The following is a 22,760-nucleotide window of genomic DNA, read 5'->3' as shown; positions in this document are numbered from 1 at the left end:
GCACAACCTCGCCCACGCCGGATAGGCCGGTAGCCCCGTACAACGGCCGACCTCACCCGAAACCGATTGAAGATCATTTACGGGACAACCCTTAGTTAAGCAGCCCAGAAAGAAAGGAACGGTCTCCGTGACCGCCCCTTCCACTGTCCGCTGGTCGCTGACCGTGGGGCAGTAAGAGGGCATCTGATCTGGATAGCGGGTAGTTCAGGATGATTTTGTGACTGATGGTGTTGGTGGTCGTTGCCAGGTGTGTGAATGAGCGTCGTCCGTACCGCAGTGATGTGTCCGATGCCCGCTGGGCTTTGATTGAGCCGGTCTTCGTCGTCTGGCGTGCCGGGCGAACGGGTCCTGGCACGGCGGCCCGGGTGCACGATCTGCGGGAGATCGTCAACGCCATCCTGTACGTCAACCGCACCGGTATCCCGTGGGAGTACCTGCCGCACGACTTCCCGCCGTACAAGACGGTGTACGACTACTACGCGAAGTGGGAGGCGGACGGGACGACCGAGCAGGTCCACGACCTGTTGCGGGACAAGGCCCGCAGGGCCGGCGGCCGCAGCGCGGAACCGACGGCCGCCGTCGTGGACGCGCAGAGCGTCAAGACCTCGGGAAACGTCGCCGAGAGCAGCCAGGGCATCGACGCCGGCAAGAAGATCAAAGGGCGCAAGCGGCACCTGGTCACGGACACCCTCGGCCTGGTCCTGGCCGTCCTCGTCACCGCCGCGTCAGTGCACGACACCACCGGAGGGAAGCTGCTGCTCGACGACCTGGCTGCGGCACACCCCACGGTTACCAAGGTCTGGGCCGACGGCGGCTACCAGAACAGCGTCCTCAATCACGGCGCCGGGCTGGGCATCGATGTGGAGGTGGTGCAGCGGCCCCGGGCGAAGGGCTTCGAGCCGCTGCCGAAGCGGTGGGTGATTGAGCGGACTTTTGGCTGGCTGATGCAGCACCGCCGCCTCGCGCGGGACTACGAAGCGCTGCCGCAGAGATCACGGACGATGATCCACTGGGCGATGGCTAACAAAATGGCCCGCGAGCTCACGGGAGAATCCACGCCAACCTGGCGATTCGAAACGGACATCCAGCCCACACCGGCCTGAACGTTGATCAGATGCCCTCTAAGCCTGCCGTTCTGCGAGGGGCTTCCGACTGCCAGGCCGGGAACCCTCGACGCGGGGTCGGCGGGCCGGTCAGCGGCCTGGTTCCGAGGGTGGGCGGGGAATTGCTCGAACCGTACTGTGCCGAAGCCGGCGTGTGGCTGCGGGCGGCGCGGTGTACGGCCTCGGTGGCAGCGGTGCGGTGCACGTCGAGTGGGGTCGGAGCCCGAGGAATGCGCGGGCTTGTCATATGCGGTGGAGCAGCGTCGGCCCCGCAAGGCTTGGTGGGCTCACCCCGGCGTCTCCCCAGGCGGCATCGAAGTCCCGCCCCCGAGCCCGAAGCCGGACGATCCGCTTCGGCATCGGCGACACCCCGGCGAAGGCATGGCGTTCCTGCCCCCGGCGTTCGAAGAAGCCGGTGCCCGACGATGTCGCCGTAAGCGAGAAGGTCGACTCGGCGCTCGGCAATCCGATCGGCTGAATCCGGGGCCGTTCGCCCCGGCCGCAGGCCGTCCGGGTGTCAGCCTTGGTGGCTATGAGTGTTGAAACCCCCCGCCGCGTCGTGATCCTCCGCCACAGCAAGTCCGAATGGTCCGACGAAGACGATCACGGGCGCCCGCTCGCCGACCGTGGCCGCAAGGACGCTCCCCTCGCCGGCCGCTGGCTCGCGGGTGCGGGCATCACGCCGGATCTGGCGCTGTGCTCCACGGCCGCACGCTCGCGCGAGACCTGGAAGCTCGCGGCGTCGGAGCTGCCGCAGAGGCCCAGAACGGTGTACGACGAGCGCCTGTACGAAGCATCGCTCGGCGAGCTGATCGCTGTCCTGAACGAGGTCTCCGACGACGTCGCCGACCTGGTTCTCATCGGCCACAACCCAGGCGCGCATGCCCTCGCCGATGCCCTTGCCGGCGAAGCGGAGGGCGACCTGCTGGCGCGGATGAACCGCAGCGGCTTCCCCACCTCCGCGATCGCCGTACTCACCTTCAACGGCTCGTGGAAGGCCGTTGAGCACGGTGTCGGGCGAATGGTCGCCTTCTGGTCCCCTCACGCGTAGGAAGCCCAGGTCCGTACGGACGAGGAGTCATCCGCGGGTCAGAGCCATGAACACGTGCTCTATCTGTCCGTGGAGCGCGGCCACCAAGATGTCGCCCTCGTCGGAGGTGCACTCCATCACCAGGAAGCGGTGATTGAGGCGCGCCTCCTTTCGGGTCGGAGGTCGCATACGTACAGGTCGCACATCCGAAGGCAGCATCAACGGGTGGTCCTGCCGCGCACCCGGCTCCCATGTCCACGTCCCGGACTCGATGACGAAGTGTCCACGTGTCCATCGAGGTGCGTGGGGATCCTTCAGGACGCACAGGATCCTGATCCGCCGCCCGTCGATGAGGTTGGCCGTGACGTTGGCCTGTCGGCCATTGAGGCGCCAAGCCGCCAACAAAAACCCGCAGGCGAAGACAAACACGGTCGTGCTGATCGCATCCATGCGCGCAGTCAAGCAGCGGCCCGGACAGAAGGTCGACTTCGGCGCCGATGCGCACTCTCAGCACTCGATGATGTTCACCGCAAGCCCGCCCCGTGCCGTTTCCTTGTACTTCACGTTCATGCTGGTCCCAGACGCGATCAGTTCCTTGACCTGCGGATTCGGGGTCAGTTTGTTGATCCCCTGCTGTCAGCAGGGACTTCTCAGGGACAATCTGCGGTTGATCTTGCTCCAGCCATGAGTCCATCGCGTCCAGGCCGCGCCGACCAGCGCCGGGCATGAAGTGAGCGTAGTGATCCAGCGTGATCTTCGGTGAGGCGTGACCCAGCCATGTGGACAGGCTCACGATCGACTCGCCGGCCTCCAGCTGCACGCTGGCGTAGGTGTGCCGCAGCACATGGAACATGTCCTCGCGGGATGCCACGTAGATCGGAGTCCGCCGGATCCTGCCGCCATCTCGGCGGACCTTCTCGCCCACAGCCTGGATGAGACCGGCTGCTGCCAGTGCGGGTTTCCACGTCTTGTCATTCCACGTTCGGTAATAGATGCGGTTGCCGTGTGAAGTCGTGAGTGCCAGTTGCACCGTGATCGGTTTCCGCTGCCGCTTCTCCAGGGCGTTGGTCGGGGGCTCTGGGTTCCGCCACGGCAACGTGCACGAAGTAGAGGGGAATCGGCGGAAGTGATCCCGTGCTCGGGCTACGAGATTGGAGGGCAGCGGCACGCTACGTGCCTTGCCGCCCTTAGGGAGGCAGAAATACGGTCGCCCCTTGATGTCCCACCTGAGCTGGCGCCTGATGTGTACGACGCCCGCCTCGAAGTCGAAGTCCTCTTCGGCCAGGCCGAAGGCTTCTCCCTGTCGTAGACCGAGACCGAGACCAAGGTCGACCGAGAACTGGTAGCGGCCCTGGAGATGGGGGCGTACGGCGTCGACGATGCCCCGGGTCCACGCCTTCGCCTTCTTCTGTGTACGCCGTGGAGCCTTGACGCTCTTGTGGACCTTGATGGGGTTCCGCAGCAGCCGTTTGTCGTCTACGGCACTGGCGAGGACGGTCGAGAGATGGCCCCAGATCACCTCGGCCGTCGAGCCCTCGACCCGGGCCAGGAGAGCGGCAGAGAAAGATCGCAGAGCCGCCGCGTCGATCTCGCGGAGAGAGAGGTCCCCCAGGAGCGGAATGATGTGGTTCCAGATGCGGCTGCGCATCGGCCCCTCCGTCGAGGGCTCATCCGTCCGGTTCGGCCACCAGTGGTCGACGATGTACTCGGTGAGGGAGAGTTGACCGTCGCGTGGGTCGATGAACTCGCCGCGCTTGGTGTCGGTCTTCGCGCTGGCGAGCCACTGCTTGGCGTCCTCGCTGGTTTCGAACGAACGGTCCTGGACCCCCGGGATTCCCTTTACCCGATAACGCTGACCCTTACCGAATAGGGCCGTCCGTTCCCTCTTACCGGTCTGCTTGTCAGGCCGCTTCTTGAGCCAGCGGTCTTCTATGTAGCCGGCCATCGTGATGCCCTCCAGGTGATGCGTCGGTCACGAGCTGCTTGCTCGTAACGCATTCCGCAGCAGGTCCTTATCCCCGTTGCCGAAGGTTCTTGCAGGAGATTTTCGTCTGGCCATGCCGTGCTACCGGGCGGATTTCAAACGCCGCTGCGGCTTCTGTGCCAGGGGGTTCAGGGCGGAGTTGGAGCGTGAATCGGCCTGTTCCTGGGCACGCACCCATGCGTCAAGGGCCGTGATGCGATACATCACGCGTCGGCCCATGCGGAAGCTCGGGGGCCCCTGGCGGCGATGACGCCAGACATAAAGGGTGTTGGGGGAGATGCCCAGATACTCGGCGGCCTTCGGGAGATTCAGGAAGGCGGTCTCAGATGCGTGGCTGCCCTGCGGCACGGGTGTACTCCTGTCGTGGTGAACGTGGCGACAGGGTGAGGATCCGGAGAAAGGGCGACTTGGCCGGGCCGGGGCTTTCTGGTAGACGGTGGTGTCGACTGGTGCAGCTCTGATGACACTTCGGTAGGGACTTTCACCTCAGACGTAGGGTCTGGGGACACCCGAGTTTCACTGTGGCCGTCCGCCGTTTCCGGGCTCCAGTCGACGTACGGTCACTCCGGGGAATGCCCCCACGGCACCCCACACCAGAATCCCGCACCGCAGATTGGCGCGGGTCCTGGTGTGTTCACTTTCTGCGGTTGTCGCACACCGTGACTACTGCCTGCCGAGTGAAGAGATGATGCCGACTGCTCGACATGAGCTGTGGTTATGCGCCAGTTGGAGGTTCGAAGCTGCCCGGCCCTCCGACGGCGTCATTCAAGCACGGGTTGCCAGTTCTCCGATGCGTTCGGCAAAGCCGGCCGTCGGCAGTGGGAGTTCGACGTCGTCGACGTACTCGATCGCTGTCGGCACGTAGCTGACCACTGCCGCAGCGGCCTGGGGAAGGACCACGTGTTTCCACGTGACCGTGGCCGTGGGCGGGTCGTCCTCCAGGCCGATGACCATCCGGGTCCAGGTCGTTGAAGTCCACGGGATGTCCTCCCACGCCCTGCCCGTGGGCATGGGTGGTTCCGGAACTGGTTCTACGGGACTGTCGGGCATCATCTGGTCGCGCCACCAGTCGGCTTCAGGAGTCTCTCCCAGAGAGAGGTGGTGCAGGTAGAGGCAGCAGGCTGCCGACATCTCGCCCGCGCCGGCGGCGAACTGCCACCAGAAGCGGGCATTGTCGTCGCGGGCGGCCAACTGCAGGACGCAGCCGAGGATGACGGCCCCGTCGGGGTCAAGGACGCGGTGTCCGACGAACGAGGCCATCTGATGCAGCGCGTCCGGCTGGCTCACCAGGCTCCGGCACAGGGCACGCAAGGCACCGGCCGCGTCGGTCCGCAGTTTCTCCTCCGGCTGCCAGGTCGCGAAGTCAGAGCTGTGTGTCCGAAGGGTCTGGGCGCGGGCCGACCTCATGTCGTCGTCGAAGGACAAGGCGCCGTGCAGCAGCCGGTCGGCGACGCGCGCGGTAATGCGTTGCTCGGCCGCCTCGATGTCCTCGGTGCTGTACACGGTGTCCTCCAGTCGTGCCTTGGCCAGGGTCCCTTCAATCGGCGACGGGCTCATCAAGCCTCCTCTCGTCCTCATCCAGTCCGAGACTCTGCTTCAGGCGCCGTTTGGCGTAGCGGGCGGTCGAGCGGACCCCGGCAACCGTGATTCCCATGACATCGGCTGTCTCCGAGGTGTCGTAGCCGAGGCAGTAGCGCAGCACGATCACGTCGAACTGCCGCTCCGGGAGTTGGTTGATCGCCTGGTAGATGCTGAGGGATTCCTCCAGCTCGCCGATCGGGTCAACAGCCCAGTGCAAGGCACGGGTCTCGAATGTGGCCACGTCTACGACGGAGGGACGTCGGCTGCGGCCTCGGGCCGCATCGATCGTGCGGTTCTTGACGACCCTCCACGCGTACGCCTCCGGCACCGGCTGCCGGAGCACATGAACCCAGTCGATGGCCAACTGCTCGAATGCACTGTCGACGGCTTCCTCGGCATCGGCTCGCGAGCCCAAGTGGGCCTCGGCCCAGCGCATATACCGGACGCGGCAAAGCTGGTGAAAGCGCAGAAGTCGGCGGCCAGCATGGGGGAAACCGTGCGAGTCAGGTGACTTGGGGACTTCGCGGTCACTGTCGTTCATCCCGCCTGTCGCAACGCCGCGGTCCGGGCCAGCTCGGCGTTCCCCAGCCGCACACCAGCCATAGCGGTACGGCGCAGCAGTAACCACGCATCTGCGCCGAACACCCCGGTCATCAGCGCGCCCGCAGCCCAGTCACCCATGGAGTGATTCATCACGAACCTTCAGGTCCCCTCCGTTGCCCGTACGGCGCGTCGCGCTCAGCGCCGGAGAGCGATTGGCCCTCTCCCTTTGAAAGCGACCGGGAGCGTCTGAACGTGCATCGGGTGACTTCAAAATCTCACTCGCCGCTACTGCTCGGTTACTTGTCTCCGAGTTGCCCAGTGCGATCACGGCGACTGTGTTCATGAGAACTCTCGTGATCAGGACACAGAGCAACGGCAGAAGTGAAGGCTGCGGTCTTGCCGCCTGGAGCGGCGTCAACCGAGTGGCGGGAAGACCTACGTGTCGCTCGTCCGGATCAGCGCGCCGTGCTCGTTCCGCTCGTACGTGCGGCGTGTGTTCTTCTCGATCTTGCGGACGACTTCGGCGTCCAGGTCGACGCCGTTCATCTCCGCGAGGGCCGTCAGGTAGAGGAAGACGTCGGCCAGTTCTTCGCCGAGGTCGGGCAGGTGCTTGCGCCAGGCGGTGAAGGCTTCGCCGACCTCGGCGGTGAGAAGGCCGAACTCCAGTGCCACGTCGGTGGTGTTGAACCCCTTATGGGTCTTGTTCTCCCAGGCGAGCTTCTGGGCGGCCCCGATCTCCAAGACTCCTCCAGCGGCGGCGGTACGGCAGGTGCGCCCGAAGCCTAGCGGGAGCGGTGTGCCGGGCGGGCCGGCTTCGGCAGGCGGTCATCCTGCTGAGGGGAGTTCGAGGGTCGTGGTGTCGAGGGTGAGCACGCGGGTGTAGTCGGCGAGCGTGGAGAAGACCCTCTCGTAGCCTGCCGCCAAGGCGGAGACTTCCTCCAGGCTGACCGCCTCGCCGTCGCGCGCGAGAAGGCGTCGGCGTATGACGGCTGGTGGCGCGGTCAGGTACACCAGTACGCCGGTTCGCTCGATGACGCTCTCGGCCAGGTCGATCGCCTGGCTCCAGTTGATCCGGGAACGGCCTCGGTGGAGAGGGCCGTAGACCAGCTCACTGATGAAGCAGCGATCGAAGAGGATCCGTCCGGTCCCGGCGAGGATGTTCCGGTAGCGGCCGACCAGGTCGAGGTGATCGGGAGTTTTCGGGGAGTGCACGACGACGAAGCCGTGGTGTGTCGACAAGCGTGCGCCGAGCGTGCTCTTGCCGACTCCGTCGCAGCCTTCCAGGACCAGGGTCTGGTACTCGCCGGCGATCTCGTCAAGGTTCATGTGGCCAGCCAGGACATGACGGCGTCGCGGTTGTCGAGGTGCGCGTCGGCGGCGTACTGGACCATGAGGTTTCGCCAGTTGGGCTCGCGGCCGTGGGCGTGGGTGAAGGTCGGGCGCGGCTGGAAGGCCGCGACGGGTACGCCGCTGGCCACAGCCGCGCCGATGAGCAGGGCGGTTCCCGGGGGTGTTTCCGGGCCGGAGACGTCGGCCAGCAGCCGGGCAGCCGAGCAAACCGCGGTCAGATCGGCCAGGGCCCCCGCCACAGGGTCCGGCGCGGTGAAGCGCTGGGGCACCACCACGGTGTGGCCGACATCCACACATGCCTTGGCCAGGTGATCTCGGCCCCATGCCGTGTACGGCGACGCCTCGACATACACGGGCGCGCCGATAACCGCGGGCGAACCTACGAGGCGCGGAGTGTCATCCGGCAGGTCGAGCAGTGCGTCGACCGTCGCATCGAGTGCCGTGATCGTCTGGGCCGCATTGCGTGCTTGGAAGCTCTGGAAGCGTGACTCGGTCTGAGTTGGCGGCGGAGTCGGTGGTCCGAGTTTGGGGACGCGCACGACGCGTGTGGCTACAGCCTGGAGCAGGGGGTCGGGGAAGTCGAGGTGAGGGCCGGCCTCGGACAGCGAGTAGGTCTGGAAGTCGGTGGTGAGCACGATGACCGGGACACCGGAAGCAGCGGCGTGCCCGATCTCCATGCAGACCCCGTCGTCAAGGCTCGGGCCGTGCAGGATGGCGACCATGGCGTCGAGACTGGCGAGGCGTTCGCGGTCCAGCTCGAACAGACGGCGCCCCTTGACCTCGGCGACCAAGTCCTCCTCGTCGGTGTCGCAGAACGGCAGGAAGACGCGATCGGGGCCGACCTTCGCGGCGATTCGGTCGGCGAGGCCGGCGGCGAGCGCACGGTCATGCGCGGAGAAGAGTCGGTGGGCTACGTAGATGGACACCGGAAGGCCCCCAAGTCGGTGGGTCAGCCGCGGCGGGGCGCGGGGATCGGAAGAGGAGGGGCCGCGACGTAGTCGGCCGCAGCGGCTGTCGCCTCTGCCAGAGCCTGGGCAGTCGTCGCACCTTGCCATCGACGGGCCAGAAACGTCCCGGCCAAGGCGTCTCCGGCGCCGGAGACCTCGCGCGGAGAACGCGGCGGCGGAACGGCGGAAGCGACCTGATGCCCGAAGCGGCGAACCACTGCGGCCCGGGGGCCATCGGTGATGACCACCTCCGGGAGCGTGGCGCAATCGATCGCTTGCTCCAGGAGCCGGTACTCGGCGGCGTTGACGAACACGGTCGTCGCCTTCGGCAGCCAGCGGGCGGTGGCGCGGATCATTGCTTCCGCGCTCGGCAGGAAGAAGTCGACGCTGAAGTCGGCGGCGTTCCCCGCGAGTCGGCCGAGCACTGCCGCCACGTCCAGCGGGCGGCGGCAGCAGACGTGGTAGGTGTCGCGCGGGTGCAGGTCCATGTGCCTGAGCGCATGATCGGTCAGCTCCTCGGCCACGCCATAGTTCGTGCCCACCCCCACCAGCTCGCCTTGGAGGTCGTACTCCAGGTCGAAGGCGGTGGACTTGCCGTCGGCCTGGGTCCGTGCCGACCAGTCGAGCGCGGACAGCTCCGGCGCCTCCGGAAGATGAGCGAGATCGTTTCCGAGAACGCAGACCGGGGCCGCCCGGCGGCCGGCCTTCGCCGCCGCCAACGACAGGAGCAGAGCACCGCCGCCGAGCCGGGTTCCACCACGGTGGTCGGGATAGCGGGTCAGGTCCCGGCTGATGTTGCCGATCACGGCGAGCCGTTCCGTGGTCACCCCCAGGAGGTCACTCATGGCGGGTGCGGTGTGCGCAGTCGACGACCTTGGTGCACACCGGTCGCCGACGGCAGAGCTGTGAGGCGGGACCGTTGAGGTACAGGCGCTTGAAGTAGATCAGGACGAGATGCACCCACCAGGTCGGCACAACCCCTTCGGGGATGGTGACCCGGTACTCGTTGTCGGTGACCAGCGAGCGGAACTCGGCCGAGTGGGCGTGTACGGCCGCCTCAAGGATGTGCCGCATGCGTTCATGAGCCACCGCTCCCGACGGAAGGGCGATGCCCAATGCCGGCGCCAGTTTGGTGACCATGCCGGAGTCCACCGGGATGATGCCGCAGTGATACCCGCGCGCGGTGAGCAGTGCGCACTGGGCGACCTTGTAGGACGCACCTCGCACCCGTGCGGCGAAGTCGAGGACCAGGGTGTCGCAGTCGGCTGACTGCGCCGTCGGGTTGGTCCCCTCCTTCTCCCAGCCACGGAGAAGTTCGGCGAGGGAGCGCAGGTAGTCGATCCGGGCCTGCGGCAGACCGATGGGACGTACCAGTGAGGCCAGTTCGGCGTCAGTGGCCGCAGCGAGGTTGTCGAAGCCATGGGCATCCGCCGATGTGATCACTCGGGCGTACGTCTCCACCATGCGATAGGAGACCCGGGTGGACCAACCGGCGGCGAGCATTCGTACGCGCGGATCGCTGATAGACGTCGGCCACCACCGGTTCTCGTCGTGATTGGCCTCGACCTCGGCCCGCACAGCCGGCAGGCCGGCGGCGCGGGCGACCAGCCGGTGGACGCGCCTGACCTCCAGCGGCTTCGCCTTTACACGTTCGATCGTCATGAACCGACTCCAGCACGGGCTCGGGCGGCCAGAAGTGCCATGGCGAGGTTGGACGAGAGCACTGGCTTCCCGAAGTTGTGCTCCAGCTGCGTGATCACCGGCAGGGTGTGCCACCCGGTGCACGACAGGACCACCGCTTCGGCGGACCCGACCGCGTCACCCGGTATCTGCCGCACCAGGGCGCGAATTTGATCCGTGGTGACTTCCGGGTAGCCGTCGGTCAGGCCCAGGCTCGCATGAGCCAGGACCTCGACGCCGACCTCAGCGAGCGCCGCACCTTCCGCTTCGGTCACCAGGGTGGGATAGGGCGTGACCAGTACCACGCGCGCCACGGCTGCCTCGGTCAGAGCCTGCACGAGGGCGTCGAAGGCGGTGAACACGCCGGGCGGCAGTGGCGGCCCGTCGGTGAAGCCCGCTGATGTGCACGCCAGCATCACCACGTCGAGCGGAATATGGGACAAAGAGTCCAGCGCCTGCGCTGATGCCTCACGCAGTCCGTGCCAGAACGAGGCGTCGATCGCCGTCGTCCTGGACTCGGGTACGAGTCGCGCGTGGTGGAAGAACGTGCGGCGCAGGCCGAGGCGGGCAAGTTCGGTCTCCACGGCGACGTTGGCCCAGGGCAGCAGCAGCCCCGCGCGGATCGTGCGGTCCGCCGCCGCGTCCAGGGCTGCCAACGTCGCGAGCGTCCCATCAGGAAGCTGAGGCAACACGTTCTCCGTAGATCTTGCGAGGAGCATGGCCTGTCACCACCAGGTCGCCAGTGGTGCCGAGCGGCACCGCCGCGTCGCGCTCGACGATCTGGATGGAGTACGAGCCCAATCGCCGCCACCAGGTGCCGCCCTGGTCGATGAAGTACGAGTGGAGACCTGGTACGCGCAGACCGGTCGGGTAGACCCGCTCCTTCATCGGCTGGTCCCAGGTGAAGTCGATGTCCGCCTTCCACGACGGGAAGTGCTCCGCCGACGGCAGCGGCTCCAGCTTGCCGAGCGCGGCCAGCGGGGTACCGGGGAAAGCGCGCGCCAGACGGACGTTCGTCCGATGGCACAGCAGCCCGGCATCGAGAATCTCCGCCAGGCCCCGCAGGTTCGCCACGTGGGTGCCGTGGGTCTCTCCGGGCAGACCATAGATCAGGTTCAGGCCCGGAAGGAGCATCGGCAGACCACCAGGACCACGGGCGGCACCCGCTTCGTTCACGTGCTCGACGGCGCGCTTCAGGATCTCGGGCGTGCAGGTGAGGGTGTTCCTCTCGATGACTGCCGGGTCGAAGCTCTCGATCCCCATCGGCGCACAGTTGCCCTCGGTGCAGTAGTCCGCCACCAGCTTCGCGATGCGCAGACCGACGGGAGCGGCCACAGCGAGGGGGTCCGCATTGTCGATGTGGAGGACCTCCAGCTCGGGGCAGCGCTCCCGGATGCCGCCGAGCAGGGCGCGGATCGCGTCCTCGTCCCGGTTGCGATAGGAGAAGAAGCAGGTCTGCTGGCCGAGTCGGAAGTTCCGGACCCCCGCCGTGTAGAGCTGGGCAGCCTCGGTGACGACATCGTCGACCTCGCGGAAGGCGACGAGGGGTGACTTCGCCGGCTCGTTGCAGAAGTCGCAGAACTTGCGCCGGGTGCAGCCGCGGTACAGCTCCAACTCGGCGATGGGGCGCCAGGGCATCTGCTCGACCAGGCCGGTGAACGAATCGCGCTCGCGCCACATCTGCCCGTAGTCGGCGGGGCGACGGCTACCGAGCAGAAGGTCGCCGGAGGTCACGGTGTGGGTATGCACGGCGTCGAACAGCCCTGCGTACTCCGCAGGAGCGGCGAGGGCGTAGGTGGACAACGGTCCGAGCAGGTACCGACGGCCTCGCGTGCAAGCGAGCGCACGGGCGATTTCCTCCAATGACCCGTTCACGGCGTGCAGATGGACGGACGGAACCGCGTCGCCAGCTACGACCACGACGATCTCGGCATCCCGGAGGAGCTGAATGGCGGCGTCGCGGTTGGCCGTTGTCGAGTAGGTGAACGGATCGCTACAGGGTGGTTCGACAGTGGGCTTGCCGCCCGCCAGACACCACCGGACATCGTCGATGGTCACGTACCGCACGTCCGCCTCCGGCCTTGCCCGCCGCAGCGCGGACCAGGCGTTCCGGACGTAGGTCGACAGGTATGGCGGTACGCCGAGACCGCTCGGTTCGACGGTGAAGCAGTCCAAGACCACTACTGGCTGCATGGTGTTCTCCCTCCGGTGCTGAAGGCGTTGGGGACGTTCCAGCAGCGTCCCCGCCGGGAAGGGGCCGTCGGCCCGCAGCCCTCTCAGTCTCAGCGCCAACGCGGCTACCGAGGAGGGGGCAACAGGGTTGTTCGGTTGTACGGGGGTTGTATTTATATGGCCCTGTGTCCAAAGACTGGGACGGAGAGTGATCAACAAGGCATCATCTACGCATGGGAAGTGCGAGGGGGACCGACAAGCCCAACGCCGCGCTCGCGGCTGTGATTCTGGAATCCGGTCGTTCGCATGCTGCACTCGCACGCAGGGTCAACGAACTGGCCGCGCTACAGGGCGTCGTCACGCGCTATGACAAGGCTTCAGTGACCCGGTGGCTGCATGGAATGACCCCTCGTGATCGCGCCCCGGAATTTGTCGCCGCTGCCTTGGCCGACTTCTTGGGCCGCCGTGTCACTCCTGTTGACATCGGTCTCCCGGAGCAACCCCAGCGCCCTGTCGTCGCAAGGGCTTTGACGTACCGTGAAGACGTGGGTGAAACAGTGCACACGCTCGCGGAGCTGGGCTCCACCGACATCTCGCGGCGCAGCCTCCTCGGGGCGGTGCCGTTCGTCGCGACGGCCCTGATGGACCCCCAGCGGCAGTGGCTTCTCTGGCTCCTTGAGGACGATCAGGCTCCCCGCCTGGCTGTTGTGGCCGATGGAGGCCCGGTCGCGCAGGTCCACGCCATGATCGACATGTTCGACGAGATGGACAACCGCTTCGGCGGAGGCGGAGTCCGAGCAAGCATCGTGCACTACCTGAGCACCCAGCTCGCCCCCATGCTGCAGCAGCGCGGCATGCCCACCCACCAGCGCCGACTCCTGTACACCTCGGCCGCGAAGATGGCGGCGACCGCCGGCTGGTGCTCGTACGACACCGCCGACTACGGACTCGCGGAGCGGTACATGATCCAGGCGCTCCGGCTGTGCGCCGAAGGCGGTGACCGGGTACTCGGCGGACAGATCCTGGCGGGCATGTCCCACCTTGCCACCAGCCTCGGCAACCCGGCCGAAGGAGTCTCGCTCGCCCGAGCGGGCATCGCGACTGCCAAGTCGGCGGGCAGCCCGCTCGGACTCATGCGTCTGCACGCCATGGCTGCCCGCGGTTACGCCGCTCGCGGCGAATCCCGTCAGGCCACGGCCTCTCTGAGTGCGGCCGACAAGGAGCTGGACATCAGCCGCGGGCCGGCCGAGGAATCGCCGTGGGTCCGCTTCCTGGACCACCACTATCTGGAAGCCGAGGCCGCCCTGGTCCACCGCGACCTCGGCGAGGCATCCGCGGCCGAGCGCCTCGCCAACGCGTCGGTGGAGGCGAACGGCGACCGGCGTCGCCGCCAGGCGATCAGCCGCTCGGTACTCGCCACGGCGTTCCTCCAACAGGACCGGCTGGACGAGGCAGTCGGCACCGCCGACAAGGCCCTGGGTCTGCTGAGCGGCGTTCACAGCGAGCGATCCGTCCAGGCCCTGCGCGACTTCCGCGCACGTCTTGTTCCTCACCGGGGCGAGCCGATCGTGCGCGAATTCGAACGCAATGCCAGGCCCATACTCGGCGCTGCGGCCTGACCGGTCCAGACCGCCGGTCGTCGGTCAGTAACCCTTCGGTGTGGGGGCGTTCTGCCCCTTGTCGACAGGGAGATTGACTCCCGTTACCCCCCGGGACTGGTCCGAGAGCAGGAACGCGATCGCGTCCGCCACCTCCTCCGGACGCACCAGGTCACCCCCGGGAAACTCTGCCCGGAAGCGGTCGAAAGCCGACGGGTCCTCTTGACGCATGCGGTCCCACCGCTTGCCCGGGATGAGCATCGACCCCGGCGAGACCGCGTTCACGCGGATGCCGTCCACGGCCAACTCCCTCGCCAGCGACGACACCATGTGGATCTGGGCCGCCTTCGCCGCGCCGTACTGAGCCTGTGGTCCCGGCTTCCAACCGGAGACCGAGGCCACCACGACGATCGGGCCGCCACCAGCCGCCCGCAGGTGGGGGGCGCTCGTCGCGACCAGCCGTGCAGCATGGCCGACGTTCACCTCCCACGTGGCCGACCAGTCTTGAGCCGTTGCCTCGGCGATTCCGCGACCACGCGCGCCCCCCGCACAGGCGACGACACCGTCCAGGCCGCCCAGCTTTGACGCGGCCTCGTCCACAAACCGCTCCAGCAGCTCCGGCACGGAGACGTCCAGAGGGCGAGTGAACAGCGTTTCCGGCGCATTGAGGGAACGGCGCAGCGCCTCCAGCGGCTCAGGCTTCCGGGCACATGTCGCCACGCGTGCTCCTTCCGACAGCAGCAGGCGCACGACGTGTTCGCCCAGCCCCCTGGAACCGCCCGTCACCACAATGCGGCGACCCTCGAATCGTCCCCTTGCCGCTGGCTGTCCCTGTTCAGACCCTGCGCTCGTCATCCGTACAACCCTTCACCAACCGTGCCGACCCGCGTGTCGGGAGACATCCTCTGTGCTCCCTTCTTACCGGGCCGCTGGAGCGGTTCCCTTATCGACGTACCCGGTCCGGGGACAACCGTGAGGTCGGCGATCAACCGGCGCCGGTTCCGCGGATCCGCAGACGGCGCGATCCCGGGATGTCGCCTGCCGCTTGCTCAACCGCCGAACCCGGGGCCGGCGGTCCCGTCACGAAACGAGCGAGAGCCGGCGAACGCACCCCCCGCGCTCCTCTCCCCACCGGGAGGCACACCATGTCCCAGGCACCACACCCGCGTAACAGTCTTACGTTGGCCGATACCCCCAACGCTGTCGGCTTGGCACGGCTGCACACCGCAGACGTTTTGTCCTGCTGGGGCGTGCACTCCGACACCGTTGACACGGTGCAGCTTCTGGTGTCGGAGCTGGCCACGAATGCCGTTCAGCACCCCAAGGAGGGCGAGAAGGACGCCTCCCTGTTCTCGGTACGGAGCAGGGTGCGGACCTTCCAGTTCACCCTGGAGATCATCGGCGACGCCGTGAGGGTGTCGGTGTGGGACCGCGACACGAGGCCGCCCGTGCTGAAGGAGGTTGGCGTCGAGGCGGCGGGGGGCCGGGGCATCTTCATCGTCGCGGCGATGAGCAGGCGCTGGGGCCACTATCCGACTCGCGGCAGCATGCCCGGCAAGGTGGTGTGGGCCGAGGTGGGTCTTGTCCCTGCCGGTCGAGTGGGGGAGGACGAGGGGCCGACGCGCTCGCTCGGCCCACCTACAACAGCCGGTCCCGGGCAGCCTAGGGCTGCACACGTCGACCCGAACTTGATCGGCCGTGTGCTCGTAGGCGTCAGGAGCATCTGAGTCGTGTTGGTGCGGATTGCCAGGCGCCGGCACCGAGCGGTTCCTGCGGGCGCGGCCTCCACGCCCTCCGGAGGAGTGGTTGCTTCGGGCCCGATCCGTCGGAGGGTCCAGCCCTCATCGCTGAAAGACCACCCGGCTCACCGCCACGCCAGAACCCCGTTGGGGCCCGCTCAGCGCCCTCGCCTACTTGCCGCACCTGCGGCTTCATGCCGACCTACCGCAACCACCGAAAGAGCCGATCGACGATGTCTCGCTTCCGAACCGTGCACCGCATCCGCGCCCAGCGCTCCCGGCGCAAGGACTACGAGCCGCACACTCTTATCGGCATCCTCATGGAGGATGCCCCTGACCAGTCGGTGCACCAGTCGTCCGTAGAAGTCTCGTTCCTCGGCTTTCGTGCGCGGTCCGACGGCAAGACGGGCTTCGCCGCGCTCAGGGCACTGCGCCGGGAGCACCCCGTACTGGTCCATGTGCTCGGTACCTACCTCAGCGTCACTTGGTTACTCGCCGCCGTCATCGCGGCCCACACGATCCGGGGCCGTTGACGATGCGGGTCACGCCGTGAAGTTCGACAGAGACACGCTTCAGCGTGTCATCAGCGATCCGGCCTATGCGAAGGTCTTGGCCCAGCGTCTGATCGATACGGGCGAGAGCGTTGCGGTCTGCGCCCGGCGGGGCCACTACCTCACTGCGAAGCAGATCGAGGCCGTATCCGCCATCGTCGCCGGCCCGGGTGCGGACGAAACCATCACCTTGAATTCCTGGTGCACTCTGCCTCCCCGCCACCGGGGCCCGCACCACCGCATCCTCCGCTACTTGGGCGGCGACCAAGTGGTCTGGGTGCGATGGCTTGGCCACTTGAGCGAGGTGGTCGCGCTCTCCGATTGCACCCGCTCCTCTCATCCTGACTTCGCCTGCTCGCTGTTCGCCGGGCACCTCGACGCCTGCCCCATTCCACGAAACGTCTGACGTTATCCGCCTGTCGGACCGAACCGGCGACGCATCGACCGTCCTGTCCACCACCCACATCTGCGGCTGTATCAGATGGAGAGCCCATGCTCACTGCACCGACCTTCCGCAGCCTGGAGGGGGCGTACCTCGCGTTGCTCGAACTGGTCCTGACCGCCCCCGAGCAGCACATCGAGGCGCGGGGCAACGCTGCCCGTGAGGTGATCGGTGTCGCCTTCCGGCTGCCTGATCCCCGTCAGAGGCTCCCGTACCTGGCGGCGCGCAAGGCCAACCCGGTCTTCCAGTTCGCCGAAGCGCTCTGGTACCTGGCCGGCCGCCGTGATCTGGAGATGATCGGCCACTACGCGCCGTCCATGGGCTCCAGTTCACCCGACGGCGTCAATCTCGGCGGCTCCGCCTACGGCCACACTCTGTTCAATCCGGCCGCGGGCGACACCGTCGCGCCGTTCGACCGGGTCCTGGACCTGTTGCGCACGGAGCCCGACAGCAAGCGCGGATACCTTCCCGTCTTCTCCGCGTCCGAGCTGGCCGTCGGCGACAACCCCGACATGGCGTGCCTGGCCGGGCTGCATCTGCTCGCGCGCGGCGGGCGCCTGCACATGGTGTGCCAGATGAGAGCCAACGACTTGGACTGTGGCCTGCTCAGCGACGTGTTCTCCTTCACGGTGATCCAGGAGTACGCGGCCGTTCAACTCGGCCTGGAACTGGGCTCGTACACCCACTTCATCGGCTCGGCGCACGTCAACGACCGCGACGCCGAGCGGGTAAAGTGGGTGCTGGAGGAGGCGGACGAGCGAGGAAGCCCACGACACTTCCCGTTCCCCGCGATGCCGGCGGCGACCACGCCCGCCACCATCGCCCGCGTCCTCGAACACGAGGAGCTGCTGCGTACCAACAAGACGCGGTACAGCGCGGGCGACATCGCCGCCCTTGACGTGGACCCGTACTGGCAGCAGGCGATCCTGCTGTTCGAGGTCCACCGGCAGATCGAGCACGACCGGACCGACACGGTCAGCCGTGACGTACTCGATGCGCTGCACCCGGGCCTGCGCTGGCTGGCCGGTCATCGCTGGCCGGCCTGCGCCGCGAGCACCGGGGGACACCGGTGAGCCGGAAGCCGAGGAGCGGCAGTGTGGTGGACGGCGTCGACTTCGACCGCTGGGCCGTCATCCTGTGCAAGCCGGATGCCGTCGAACGCGGCCTGGTCGACGCCGTGCTGGAGCGGATCGAGCGGACCGGGTTGTCCGTGGTGGCGCGTACGGAACTGGTGGCCGAGCCTTGGCAGGCTCACGTCGCGTACCGGGACATGCTGGCCGACCCGGGCCGTTTCCCGCCGGATCTGCCCGCGTACATCGACGCCGCTTATGCCGGCCGTCGGGTGGCGGTCGCGCTGGCGCACGGCGGGCCTGACGTCCACGGCCGGTTGCGGCGTCTGATCGGGCACACCGATCCGACGCAGGCCGTGCGCGGCACGATCCGGGGTGACCTCGGCGACGACAGCCTCACCGCCGCCGCCCTGGGCGGGCGCCTGGTGCGCAACCTCGTACACACCTCCGACGACGCTGCGGCGGCCCGCCGTGACTTCGGCACTTGGTACGGAGCCGGGCGTTCGCTGCGGGTCGGCGACTTCGAGTGGTGCTCGGTCATCCTGTGCAAGCCGGACGCCGTCGAGCACGGCCTGGTCGATGCCGTGCTGGAGCGGATCGCCGCCGGGGGTGTCACGGTCACCAACCGGTGCGAGGTCACGGTGCGGCCGTGGCAGGCACATGTGCACTACTGGGATCTGCTCGTGGACGCCGACTGGTTCCCCGACCGGGACATCCCCGCCTGCCTGGACGAGGCGTACGCCGGCCGCCAGGTCACTGTGGCGCTCGCGCACGGCGAACCCGGCATGCACGCCCAACTGTGCGACCTCCTGGGCCACTTCGACCCGACACACGCTGCGCGCGGCACGATCCGGGGTGACCTGGGCGACGACAGCCTTGCCACCGCGCTCGCCGAGAAGCGTCTCGTGCGCAACCTCGTACATACCTCGGACGACCCCGGCGCGGCCCGCCGTGACTTCGGCACCTGGTACGGAGCCGGGCGCCGGGACCTGATTCTTCCCGCGCCGCGCAGTGCGGACGCTGCTCCCCCTCGTCCTCTGGAGACACCATGACCGTCCCCGCGCCCCGTCGACGCCGTGACTTACCGATCCTGGTCCCTGACGACATCGCTCGCATGAAGCCGGAGTTGGCGGACGTCATCGAGTACCGCAAGTCCGGTCTCTCCCTGAACTGGATCGTCGGCTGCCCGCTGGACTGCGGGTACTGCGTGCGGCACCTCTTCGACAACTTCGAGATGAAGGTCCCGCGCCGGCTGATGAGCGACGAGGACGCCGTGGCCCGCCTTACCGGTCACCCGTACTTCCGCGCGCACAGGACACCCATCCAGCTCCTGAACCGTGCCACCGACCCGATGCTCCCGGTCGTGAAGCCACATCTCTTCAGCGTGCTGCGGCGACTGGACGCCCGGGGCCTGACCAACCATGTCCTGGTCATCACCCGGTGGCGTGTCACCCCGGAGGACTGCGCCGTCCTCAACAGCTTCGAGAACCTGCGCCTCACCGTCCTGGTGACCCACTCGAACATCCAGGACGCCAGGATCGAGCCGGTGAACAGCGAGATCGCCGCCGAGAGCCTGCTCACCCTCTACAAGCACGCCGAGCGGTACCGGACCGTTCTGTACTGGCGGCCCATCGTGCCCGGCCTGAACGACTCCGACGCCGACATCGAGCGGGCCCGTGAACTGTCCCGGCACGCACACGCCACCGTCTTCACCGGTTTGTTCTTCCGGGAGGAGATCGCCTCGTACTACGAGGCGCACGGTCTGCCCCTGCCGTACGGGGAGACGGCCCGGCGCAAGATCATGCCGGAGGCCGCCGAACGGCGGATCCTTTACGCCTTCGAGCGGGACGGCTCCTGGGGTGCGCTGTTCCGCAAGACCTCCTGCGGTGTGGCGTACGCGCATGGTGAGGCCGACTACAACGGGCACTACGGCATCCGCGAACTGTGCGACATCTGCCCGCCGGAACAGCTCGCCAAGTGCCGGGCCGCGTGGGTCAAGCCGGACGAGGCAGCAGTCGTACGGGAAGCGCGAGGTCTCGGCGCGACGGGAGGGGTCGAGATCAACGAGCGTGCCATCGTCGTGGAGGGACTGGACGAGCCGCCGCGCTACTACCTCCAGCACGGGTTCGGCTACCAGTGCCACGACCGCGCGAAGCCCCACCACCACCGCCAGCACGGCCGAGCCCCCGTCGGCTGGCAGGCGGAGAACGGAACCCCCGGCCCATGAACTTCGCCTCCTGGCCCTCACTCCTCGTCGTCGATGTCGAGGGCAACGGCGCCAACCCGCCCGACCTGGTCGAGGTCGCCGCCCTGCCGGTACGGGATGGACAGCCCGATACGAGCACGGCGGGGGCGTGGCTGACCAAACCGGAGCATCCGGTCACGCCGTTCGCCGCCCGCATCCACGGCCTGACCAACGAGCGGCTGGCGCGCGAACCTGGCTGGACGGAGATCGCCGGCCAGGTCCACACCCTCCTGGCCACCTCGTGGATCTGCGCCCACAACGCCCACGTCGACTACCGGGTCCTGTCCGCTCACCTGCCGCAGTGGCGACCGGCCGGCGTCCTCGACACGCTCCGCCTCGCCAAGGTCACGTACCCGGACCTCCCCAAGTACCGTCTCGACGCCCTCATCGAACACCTGAAGCCGGACCTGAGCGCGGCTCCCGCCCAGCGGCACCGCGCCACGTTCGACGCCTATGCCACGGCGCAGCTCCTCGTCGCCATGGCCACCCACTACGACACCTGGGACCAACTCGTCGCCGTGGCCGTGCCGCCCGGCCTGCCCGGATCTCCCGAACCAGAACAGGAGCCCACCCTGTGGTGACCTCGCCCGCTCTCCTGCGCATCGGCGTGATGGGAGCCCACTCCACCGGCAAGACCCTGCTGATGCGGCGCATCGAGAGGGAACTGCGCGGCCGGGACACAGCGGTGGTTCGCACCGGCCGGCTCGGCCGACGCGCCGCTCTGGTGCCGCTGCCCAAGATGCAGCATCACACCGTCGATTCCACCAAGTGGGTCATCGCCACCGGCATCGCCGACGAGATCGCCGCAGCCGTCCGCCTTGAACAGGGCCCCGTCCAGGTCGTGTTGGCTGACCGCGCGTGCTGGGACGCCCTCGCCTACTTCCGCGCCGCGCAAGAGTGGCGTCGGCAGCCCTCCCCGCGCGCGGACCGTGAGTCACTGCACCGGCTCGCCTCCGCCCACGGCCACGAGTACCACCTGATCCTGGCGACCGTCCTCGACCCGGACCTCCCCGTGGAACACAAGCACGACTACGACGCCCGTTATCGCACTCTGGTCGACCGCCACACCCACGCGCTCCTGCGCGAGGAGAACATCCCGCACGTCCGCGTCACCAGCGACCCCGCGAGCCAGGAACTGGCCATCGAGCACGCCCTCCAGCTCTGCATGACGCAGGCACCGCTATGACCGGCACCCCACCGGCAGGGACCATCACCCTCGCCGGCAGGACCGTGTCCCGGCTCGGCCTGGGCACCATGCGCCTCACGGGCCCCGGCACCTGGGGCGACCCCGGCGACCGCGACATCGCGCTGAAGGTCCTCCGCCAGGCCCTCCACCTGCACGGCATCACCCACATCGACACCGCCGACGCCTACGGACCACACACCGTCGAACATCTCATCCGCGACGCCCTCCATCCCTACCCCGAGGACCTGTTGATCGCCACGAAGGTCGGCATGGTGCGGCCGGGCCCCGACCTGTGGGCCCCGCACGGACACCCGATCTACCTACGGGCCTGCGTCGAGGCGAGCCTGCGACGCCTCGGCGCCGAGCGGCTGGAGCTGTGCTACCTGCACCGCATCGACACAGAGGTGCCGATCGCCGATCAGCTCGGAACGCTCCAGGCACTCCAGGACGAGGGCAAGATCGGGCACATCGGCCTGTCGAAGATCGTGCCCGAGGACTACCGGCGGGCGACGAAGCACATCACCGTCGCGGCCGTACAGAACGTCCTCAACATCCACGACCGCTACGACCCCATGCTCGAACTCTGCCGCGACGAAGGCATTCCCTACGTGCCCTACCGTCCGCTCGACGCGGGAAGCGCAGCCCTCGGCGGGAACGTCGACACGCCCCTGTCCTGGCTGCTCCGCCTCGGCCCACACGTGGCACCCATCCCCGGGACGAGCAACCCCCGACACCTCGCGGCCCTCGTGAACGCCGCCATCGCGGACGGCGGGCCGCCGTAATGCCGACCATCACCACGGCCACAGCCCTCCGACACCCGAAGAAGCCGTACGAGAACTGGCGGCCCCCACTGATCGGCGTGACGCTCCTCGTACCCGTCGGAGTCGACGGACTACTCGTCGCGGACACCACCGGCCACGGCGACATCACGCTCCCCACCGGCTCGGTGGAAGCCGACGAACCACCCGAGCGGGCCGCCCGGAGAGTGTTACGGGGAACGCGGGACGAATTACCCGTGCTCCGGCGAGTCGCCGTGCGTCAGGTGCAGATGCGGCGCCGAAGAGTTATTTCACACCTGATAGCCACGCGTCCACTCACCCGCGACGACACCGCCGGCCTCACATACCGCGACCCGCGCGCCGTACTACGAGTCCTTCCCACAGGCCAGGTCATCGCCGACTTCCCCGAGCAGGTACGCACCCTGATTCTCTACGGGCTACAAGCACTCGCCATCGGAGTGATCGCCCACCTGGAAGGAGACACCGTCCAGCACCTTGAATCCGTCGCTCCTACGTAACTGGCAGGGACGAACGCAGTCAGCCGCGTTCTGGTTGAAGTCCTCGGCGTCCTGGGGGGAGAGAGCCAGAGGTCCGGTGCAATCTCCCCGAGCTGGGCAACGAGCCTGGCGACGCTGCTGTGGGCTTCACGCTGCCGGCGCGAGGTGCGCTGTCGCCTGACAGGCGAACCCGACCGGTGGCGGATTGTCCCCTCCGCGCGGTTGCGGAGGGGACAGCCGTGTGGACCGGCGGCGCCCGGGTC

26 protein-coding genes and 1 pseudogene are annotated in these 22,760 nt (G+C 67.7%); 14 read left to right on the top strand and 13 right to left on the bottom strand.

Features of this window, described 5'->3' with window-relative positions; all coding sequences use genetic code 11:
• The first annotated feature begins 251 nt into the window (after positions 1–251).
• The 3 genes from ACIQNU_RS43055 to ACIQNU_RS43045 all read left to right on the top strand — a co-directional run bounded on the left by ACIQNU_RS43055 (position 252) and on the right by ACIQNU_RS43045 (position 2,154).
• Positions 252–1,103: an IS5 family transposase gene (locus tag ACIQNU_RS43055; RefSeq protein ID WP_401377996.1), complete on the top strand. Its 852-nt coding sequence runs from the start codon at positions 252–254 to the stop codon at positions 1,101–1,103.
• Between the two features lie 247 nt (positions 1,104–1,350).
• Entirely contained in the window at positions 1,351–1,581 is a 231-nt protein-coding gene (locus tag ACIQNU_RS43050; protein WP_401377994.1) for a hypothetical protein, read from the top strand.
• Between the two features lie 54 nt (positions 1,582–1,635).
• The gene (locus tag ACIQNU_RS43045; RefSeq protein ID WP_401377991.1) at positions 1,636–2,154 is read left to right on the top strand and encodes a SixA phosphatase family protein; all 519 of its coding nucleotides are present in this window, start codon (positions 1,636–1,638) and stop codon (positions 2,152–2,154) included.
• A 27-nt stretch (positions 2,155–2,181) separates the two neighbouring features.
• On the opposite strand, the gene ACIQNU_RS43040 is transcribed toward ACIQNU_RS43045, so the two are convergent.
• The 12 genes and pseudogenes from ACIQNU_RS43040 to ACIQNU_RS42985 form a co-directional block, all read right to left on the bottom strand.
• Positions 2,182–2,583 carry a hypothetical protein gene (locus ACIQNU_RS43040; protein WP_401378002.1) on the bottom strand — a complete coding sequence of 134 codons (402 nt, stop codon included), beginning with the start codon at positions 2,581–2,583 and terminating at the stop codon, positions 2,182–2,184.
• A 340-nt stretch (positions 2,584–2,923) separates the two neighbouring features.
• Positions 2,924–3,781 (bottom strand): annotated as a pseudogene (xerC, locus tag ACIQNU_RS43035) (tyrosine recombinase XerC); the annotation flags it as partial.
• A 417-nt stretch (positions 3,782–4,198) separates the two neighbouring features.
• Positions 4,199–4,465, bottom strand: a complete 267-nt coding sequence (locus tag ACIQNU_RS43030) for a helix-turn-helix transcriptional regulator (protein WP_401377988.1) — start codon at positions 4,463–4,465, stop codon at positions 4,199–4,201.
• A 417-nt stretch (positions 4,466–4,882) separates the two neighbouring features.
• Positions 4,883–5,674, bottom strand: coding sequence for a hypothetical protein (locus ACIQNU_RS43025; RefSeq protein WP_401377986.1), 792 nt, complete (start codon positions 5,672–5,674; stop codon positions 4,883–4,885).
• Positions 5,655–6,239 (bottom strand): RNA polymerase sigma factor, encoded by a 585-nt coding sequence (locus ACIQNU_RS43020; protein WP_401377983.1) that lies wholly within the window; start codon positions 6,237–6,239, stop codon positions 5,655–5,657. Before ACIQNU_RS43020 ends, ACIQNU_RS43025 begins: the two co-directional genes overlap by 20 nt.
• Before the next feature lie 437 nt (positions 6,240–6,676).
• Complete coding sequence (locus ACIQNU_RS43015; RefSeq protein ID WP_401377980.1) at positions 6,677–6,982, bottom strand: MazG-like family protein; 306 nt, start codon at positions 6,980–6,982, stop codon at positions 6,677–6,679.
• Between the two features lie 84 nt (positions 6,983–7,066).
• Positions 7,067–7,567, bottom strand: a complete 501-nt coding sequence (locus ACIQNU_RS43010) for a hypothetical protein (RefSeq protein WP_401377978.1) — start codon at positions 7,565–7,567, stop codon at positions 7,067–7,069.
• Positions 7,564–8,517, bottom strand: a complete 954-nt coding sequence (locus ACIQNU_RS43005; RefSeq protein ID WP_401377976.1) for a nucleoside 2-deoxyribosyltransferase — start codon at positions 8,515–8,517, stop codon at positions 7,564–7,566. Before ACIQNU_RS43005 ends, ACIQNU_RS43010 begins: the two co-directional genes overlap by 4 nt.
• A 23-nt stretch (positions 8,518–8,540) precedes the next feature.
• Positions 8,541–9,383, bottom strand: coding sequence for a PfkB family carbohydrate kinase (locus tag ACIQNU_RS43000; protein WP_401377973.1), 843 nt, complete (start codon positions 9,381–9,383; stop codon positions 8,541–8,543).
• On the bottom strand, positions 9,376–10,200 hold the full coding sequence (locus ACIQNU_RS42995) for a hypothetical protein (RefSeq protein WP_401377972.1): 825 nt from the start codon (positions 10,198–10,200) through the stop codon (positions 9,376–9,378). The genes ACIQNU_RS43000 and ACIQNU_RS42995 overlap by 8 nt, the downstream gene beginning before the upstream one ends.
• Complete coding sequence (locus tag ACIQNU_RS42990; protein ID WP_401377971.1) at positions 10,197–10,874, bottom strand: hypothetical protein; 678 nt, start codon at positions 10,872–10,874, stop codon at positions 10,197–10,199. Before ACIQNU_RS42990 ends, ACIQNU_RS42995 begins: the two co-directional genes overlap by 4 nt.
• A 16-nt stretch (positions 10,875–10,890) precedes the next feature.
• On the bottom strand, positions 10,891–12,411 hold the full coding sequence (locus tag ACIQNU_RS42985; protein WP_401377970.1) for a radical SAM protein: 1,521 nt from the start codon (positions 12,409–12,411) through the stop codon (positions 10,891–10,893).
• Between the two features lie 524 nt (positions 12,412–12,935).
• On the opposite strand from ACIQNU_RS42985, the gene ACIQNU_RS42980 reads away from it, so the two are divergent.
• Positions 12,936–14,009, top strand: a complete 1,074-nt coding sequence (locus ACIQNU_RS42980) for a hypothetical protein (protein ID WP_401377967.1) — start codon at positions 12,936–12,938, stop codon at positions 14,007–14,009.
• A gap of 24 nt (positions 14,010–14,033) precedes the next feature.
• On the opposite strand, the gene ACIQNU_RS42975 is transcribed toward ACIQNU_RS42980, so the two are convergent.
• On the bottom strand, positions 14,034–14,843 hold the full coding sequence (locus ACIQNU_RS42975; RefSeq protein WP_401377965.1) for an SDR family NAD(P)-dependent oxidoreductase: 810 nt from the start codon (positions 14,841–14,843) through the stop codon (positions 14,034–14,036).
• A 176-nt stretch (positions 14,844–15,019) separates the two neighbouring features.
• Here ACIQNU_RS42975 and ACIQNU_RS42970 point away from each other — a divergent pair, with 176 nt between their 5' ends.
• The 10 genes from ACIQNU_RS42970 (at position 15,020) to ACIQNU_RS42925 (ending at position 22,518) form a co-directional block, all read left to right on the top strand.
• Positions 15,020–15,715 carry an ATP-binding protein gene (locus ACIQNU_RS42970; protein WP_401377962.1) on the top strand — a complete coding sequence of 232 codons (696 nt, stop codon included), beginning with the start codon at positions 15,020–15,022 and terminating at the stop codon, positions 15,713–15,715.
• 245 nt (positions 15,716–15,960) lie between these two features.
• On the top strand, positions 15,961–16,260 hold the full coding sequence (locus ACIQNU_RS42965) for a hypothetical protein (protein ID WP_401377960.1): 300 nt from the start codon (positions 15,961–15,963) through the stop codon (positions 16,258–16,260).
• 16 nt (positions 16,261–16,276) lie between these two features.
• The gene (locus ACIQNU_RS42960) at positions 16,277–16,684 is read left to right on the top strand and encodes a hypothetical protein (protein WP_401377957.1); all 408 of its coding nucleotides are present in this window, start codon (positions 16,277–16,279) and stop codon (positions 16,682–16,684) included.
• An 86-nt stretch (positions 16,685–16,770) separates the two neighbouring features.
• Positions 16,771–17,793 carry a thymidylate synthase gene (locus ACIQNU_RS42955; RefSeq protein ID WP_401377955.1) on the top strand — a complete coding sequence of 341 codons (1,023 nt, stop codon included), beginning with the start codon at positions 16,771–16,773 and terminating at the stop codon, positions 17,791–17,793.
• 23 nt (positions 17,794–17,816) lie between these two features.
• Complete coding sequence (locus ACIQNU_RS42950) at positions 17,817–18,842, top strand: nucleoside-diphosphate kinase (RefSeq protein ID WP_401377952.1); 1,026 nt, start codon at positions 17,817–17,819, stop codon at positions 18,840–18,842.
• Between the two features lie 62 nt (positions 18,843–18,904).
• On the top strand, positions 18,905–20,017 hold the full coding sequence (locus ACIQNU_RS42945) for a radical SAM protein (RefSeq protein WP_401377949.1): 1,113 nt from the start codon (positions 18,905–18,907) through the stop codon (positions 20,015–20,017).
• On the top strand, positions 20,014–20,616 hold the full coding sequence (locus tag ACIQNU_RS42940; protein ID WP_401377947.1) for an exonuclease domain-containing protein: 603 nt from the start codon (positions 20,014–20,016) through the stop codon (positions 20,614–20,616). Before ACIQNU_RS42945 ends, ACIQNU_RS42940 begins: the two co-directional genes overlap by 4 nt.
• A complete protein-coding gene (locus tag ACIQNU_RS42935) occupies positions 20,613–21,221 on the top strand; it encodes an AAA family ATPase (protein ID WP_401377944.1) in 609 nt (202 codons plus the stop codon). Before ACIQNU_RS42940 ends, ACIQNU_RS42935 begins: the two co-directional genes overlap by 4 nt.
• A complete protein-coding gene (locus ACIQNU_RS42930; protein ID WP_401377941.1) occupies positions 21,218–22,003 on the top strand; it encodes an aldo/keto reductase in 786 nt (261 codons plus the stop codon). The genes ACIQNU_RS42935 and ACIQNU_RS42930 overlap by 4 nt, the downstream gene beginning before the upstream one ends.
• Positions 22,003–22,518, top strand: a complete 516-nt coding sequence (locus ACIQNU_RS42925) for a hypothetical protein (protein ID WP_401377938.1) — start codon at positions 22,003–22,005, stop codon at positions 22,516–22,518. Before ACIQNU_RS42930 ends, ACIQNU_RS42925 begins: the two co-directional genes overlap by 1 nt.
• Positions 22,519–22,760: the final 242 nt, after the last annotated feature.

The organism is Streptomyces sp. NPDC091292 (genome assembly GCF_044757265.1).
Lineage (GTDB): Bacteria > Actinomycetota > Actinomycetes > Streptomycetales > Streptomycetaceae > Streptomyces.
Note: the sequence above shows the minus strand (reverse complement) of the source record. Positions and strands in the feature narration are given on the sequence as shown.

Coding starts and splice junctions, on each gene's coding strand:
- ACIQNU_RS43050 (WP_401377994.1), top strand. CDS start 1,351: ATGCGGTGGAGCAGCGTCGGCCCCGCAAGGCTTGGTGGGCTCACCCCG.
- ACIQNU_RS43045 (WP_401377991.1), top strand. CDS start 1,636: ATGAGTGTTGAAACCCCCCGCCGCGTCGTGATCCTCCGCCACAGCAAG.
- ACIQNU_RS43040 (WP_401378002.1), bottom strand. CDS start 2,583: ATGGATGCGATCAGCACGACCGTGTTTGTCTTCGCCTGCGGGTTTTTG.
- ACIQNU_RS43025 (WP_401377986.1), bottom strand. CDS start 5,674: ATGAGCCCGTCGCCGATTGAAGGGACCCTGGCCAAGGCACGACTGGAG.
- ACIQNU_RS43020 (WP_401377983.1), bottom strand. CDS start 6,239: ATGAACGACAGTGACCGCGAAGTCCCCAAGTCACCTGACTCGCACGGT.
- ACIQNU_RS43010 (WP_401377978.1), bottom strand. CDS start 7,567: ATGAACCTTGACGAGATCGCCGGCGAGTACCAGACCCTGGTCCTGGAA.
- ACIQNU_RS43000 (WP_401377973.1), bottom strand. CDS start 9,383: ATGAGTGACCTCCTGGGGGTGACCACGGAACGGCTCGCCGTGATCGGC.
- ACIQNU_RS42995 (WP_401377972.1), bottom strand. CDS start 10,200: ATGACGATCGAACGTGTAAAGGCGAAGCCGCTGGAGGTCAGGCGCGTC.
- ACIQNU_RS42985 (WP_401377970.1), bottom strand. CDS start 12,411: ATGCAGCCAGTAGTGGTCTTGGACTGCTTCACCGTCGAACCGAGCGGT.
- ACIQNU_RS42975 (WP_401377965.1), bottom strand. CDS start 14,843: ATGACGAGCGCAGGGTCTGAACAGGGACAGCCAGCGGCAAGGGGACGA.
- ACIQNU_RS42970 (WP_401377962.1), top strand. CDS start 15,020: ATGTCGCCTGCCGCTTGCTCAACCGCCGAACCCGGGGCCGGCGGTCCC.
- ACIQNU_RS42965 (WP_401377960.1), top strand. CDS start 15,961: ATGTCTCGCTTCCGAACCGTGCACCGCATCCGCGCCCAGCGCTCCCGG.
- ACIQNU_RS42955 (WP_401377955.1), top strand. CDS start 16,771: ATGCTCACTGCACCGACCTTCCGCAGCCTGGAGGGGGCGTACCTCGCG.
- ACIQNU_RS42945 (WP_401377949.1), top strand. CDS start 18,905: ATGAAGCCGGAGTTGGCGGACGTCATCGAGTACCGCAAGTCCGGTCTC.
- ACIQNU_RS42940 (WP_401377947.1), top strand. CDS start 20,014: ATGAACTTCGCCTCCTGGCCCTCACTCCTCGTCGTCGATGTCGAGGGC.
- ACIQNU_RS42930 (WP_401377941.1), top strand. CDS start 21,218: ATGACCGGCACCCCACCGGCAGGGACCATCACCCTCGCCGGCAGGACC.
- ACIQNU_RS42925 (WP_401377938.1), top strand. CDS start 22,003: ATGCCGACCATCACCACGGCCACAGCCCTCCGACACCCGAAGAAGCCG.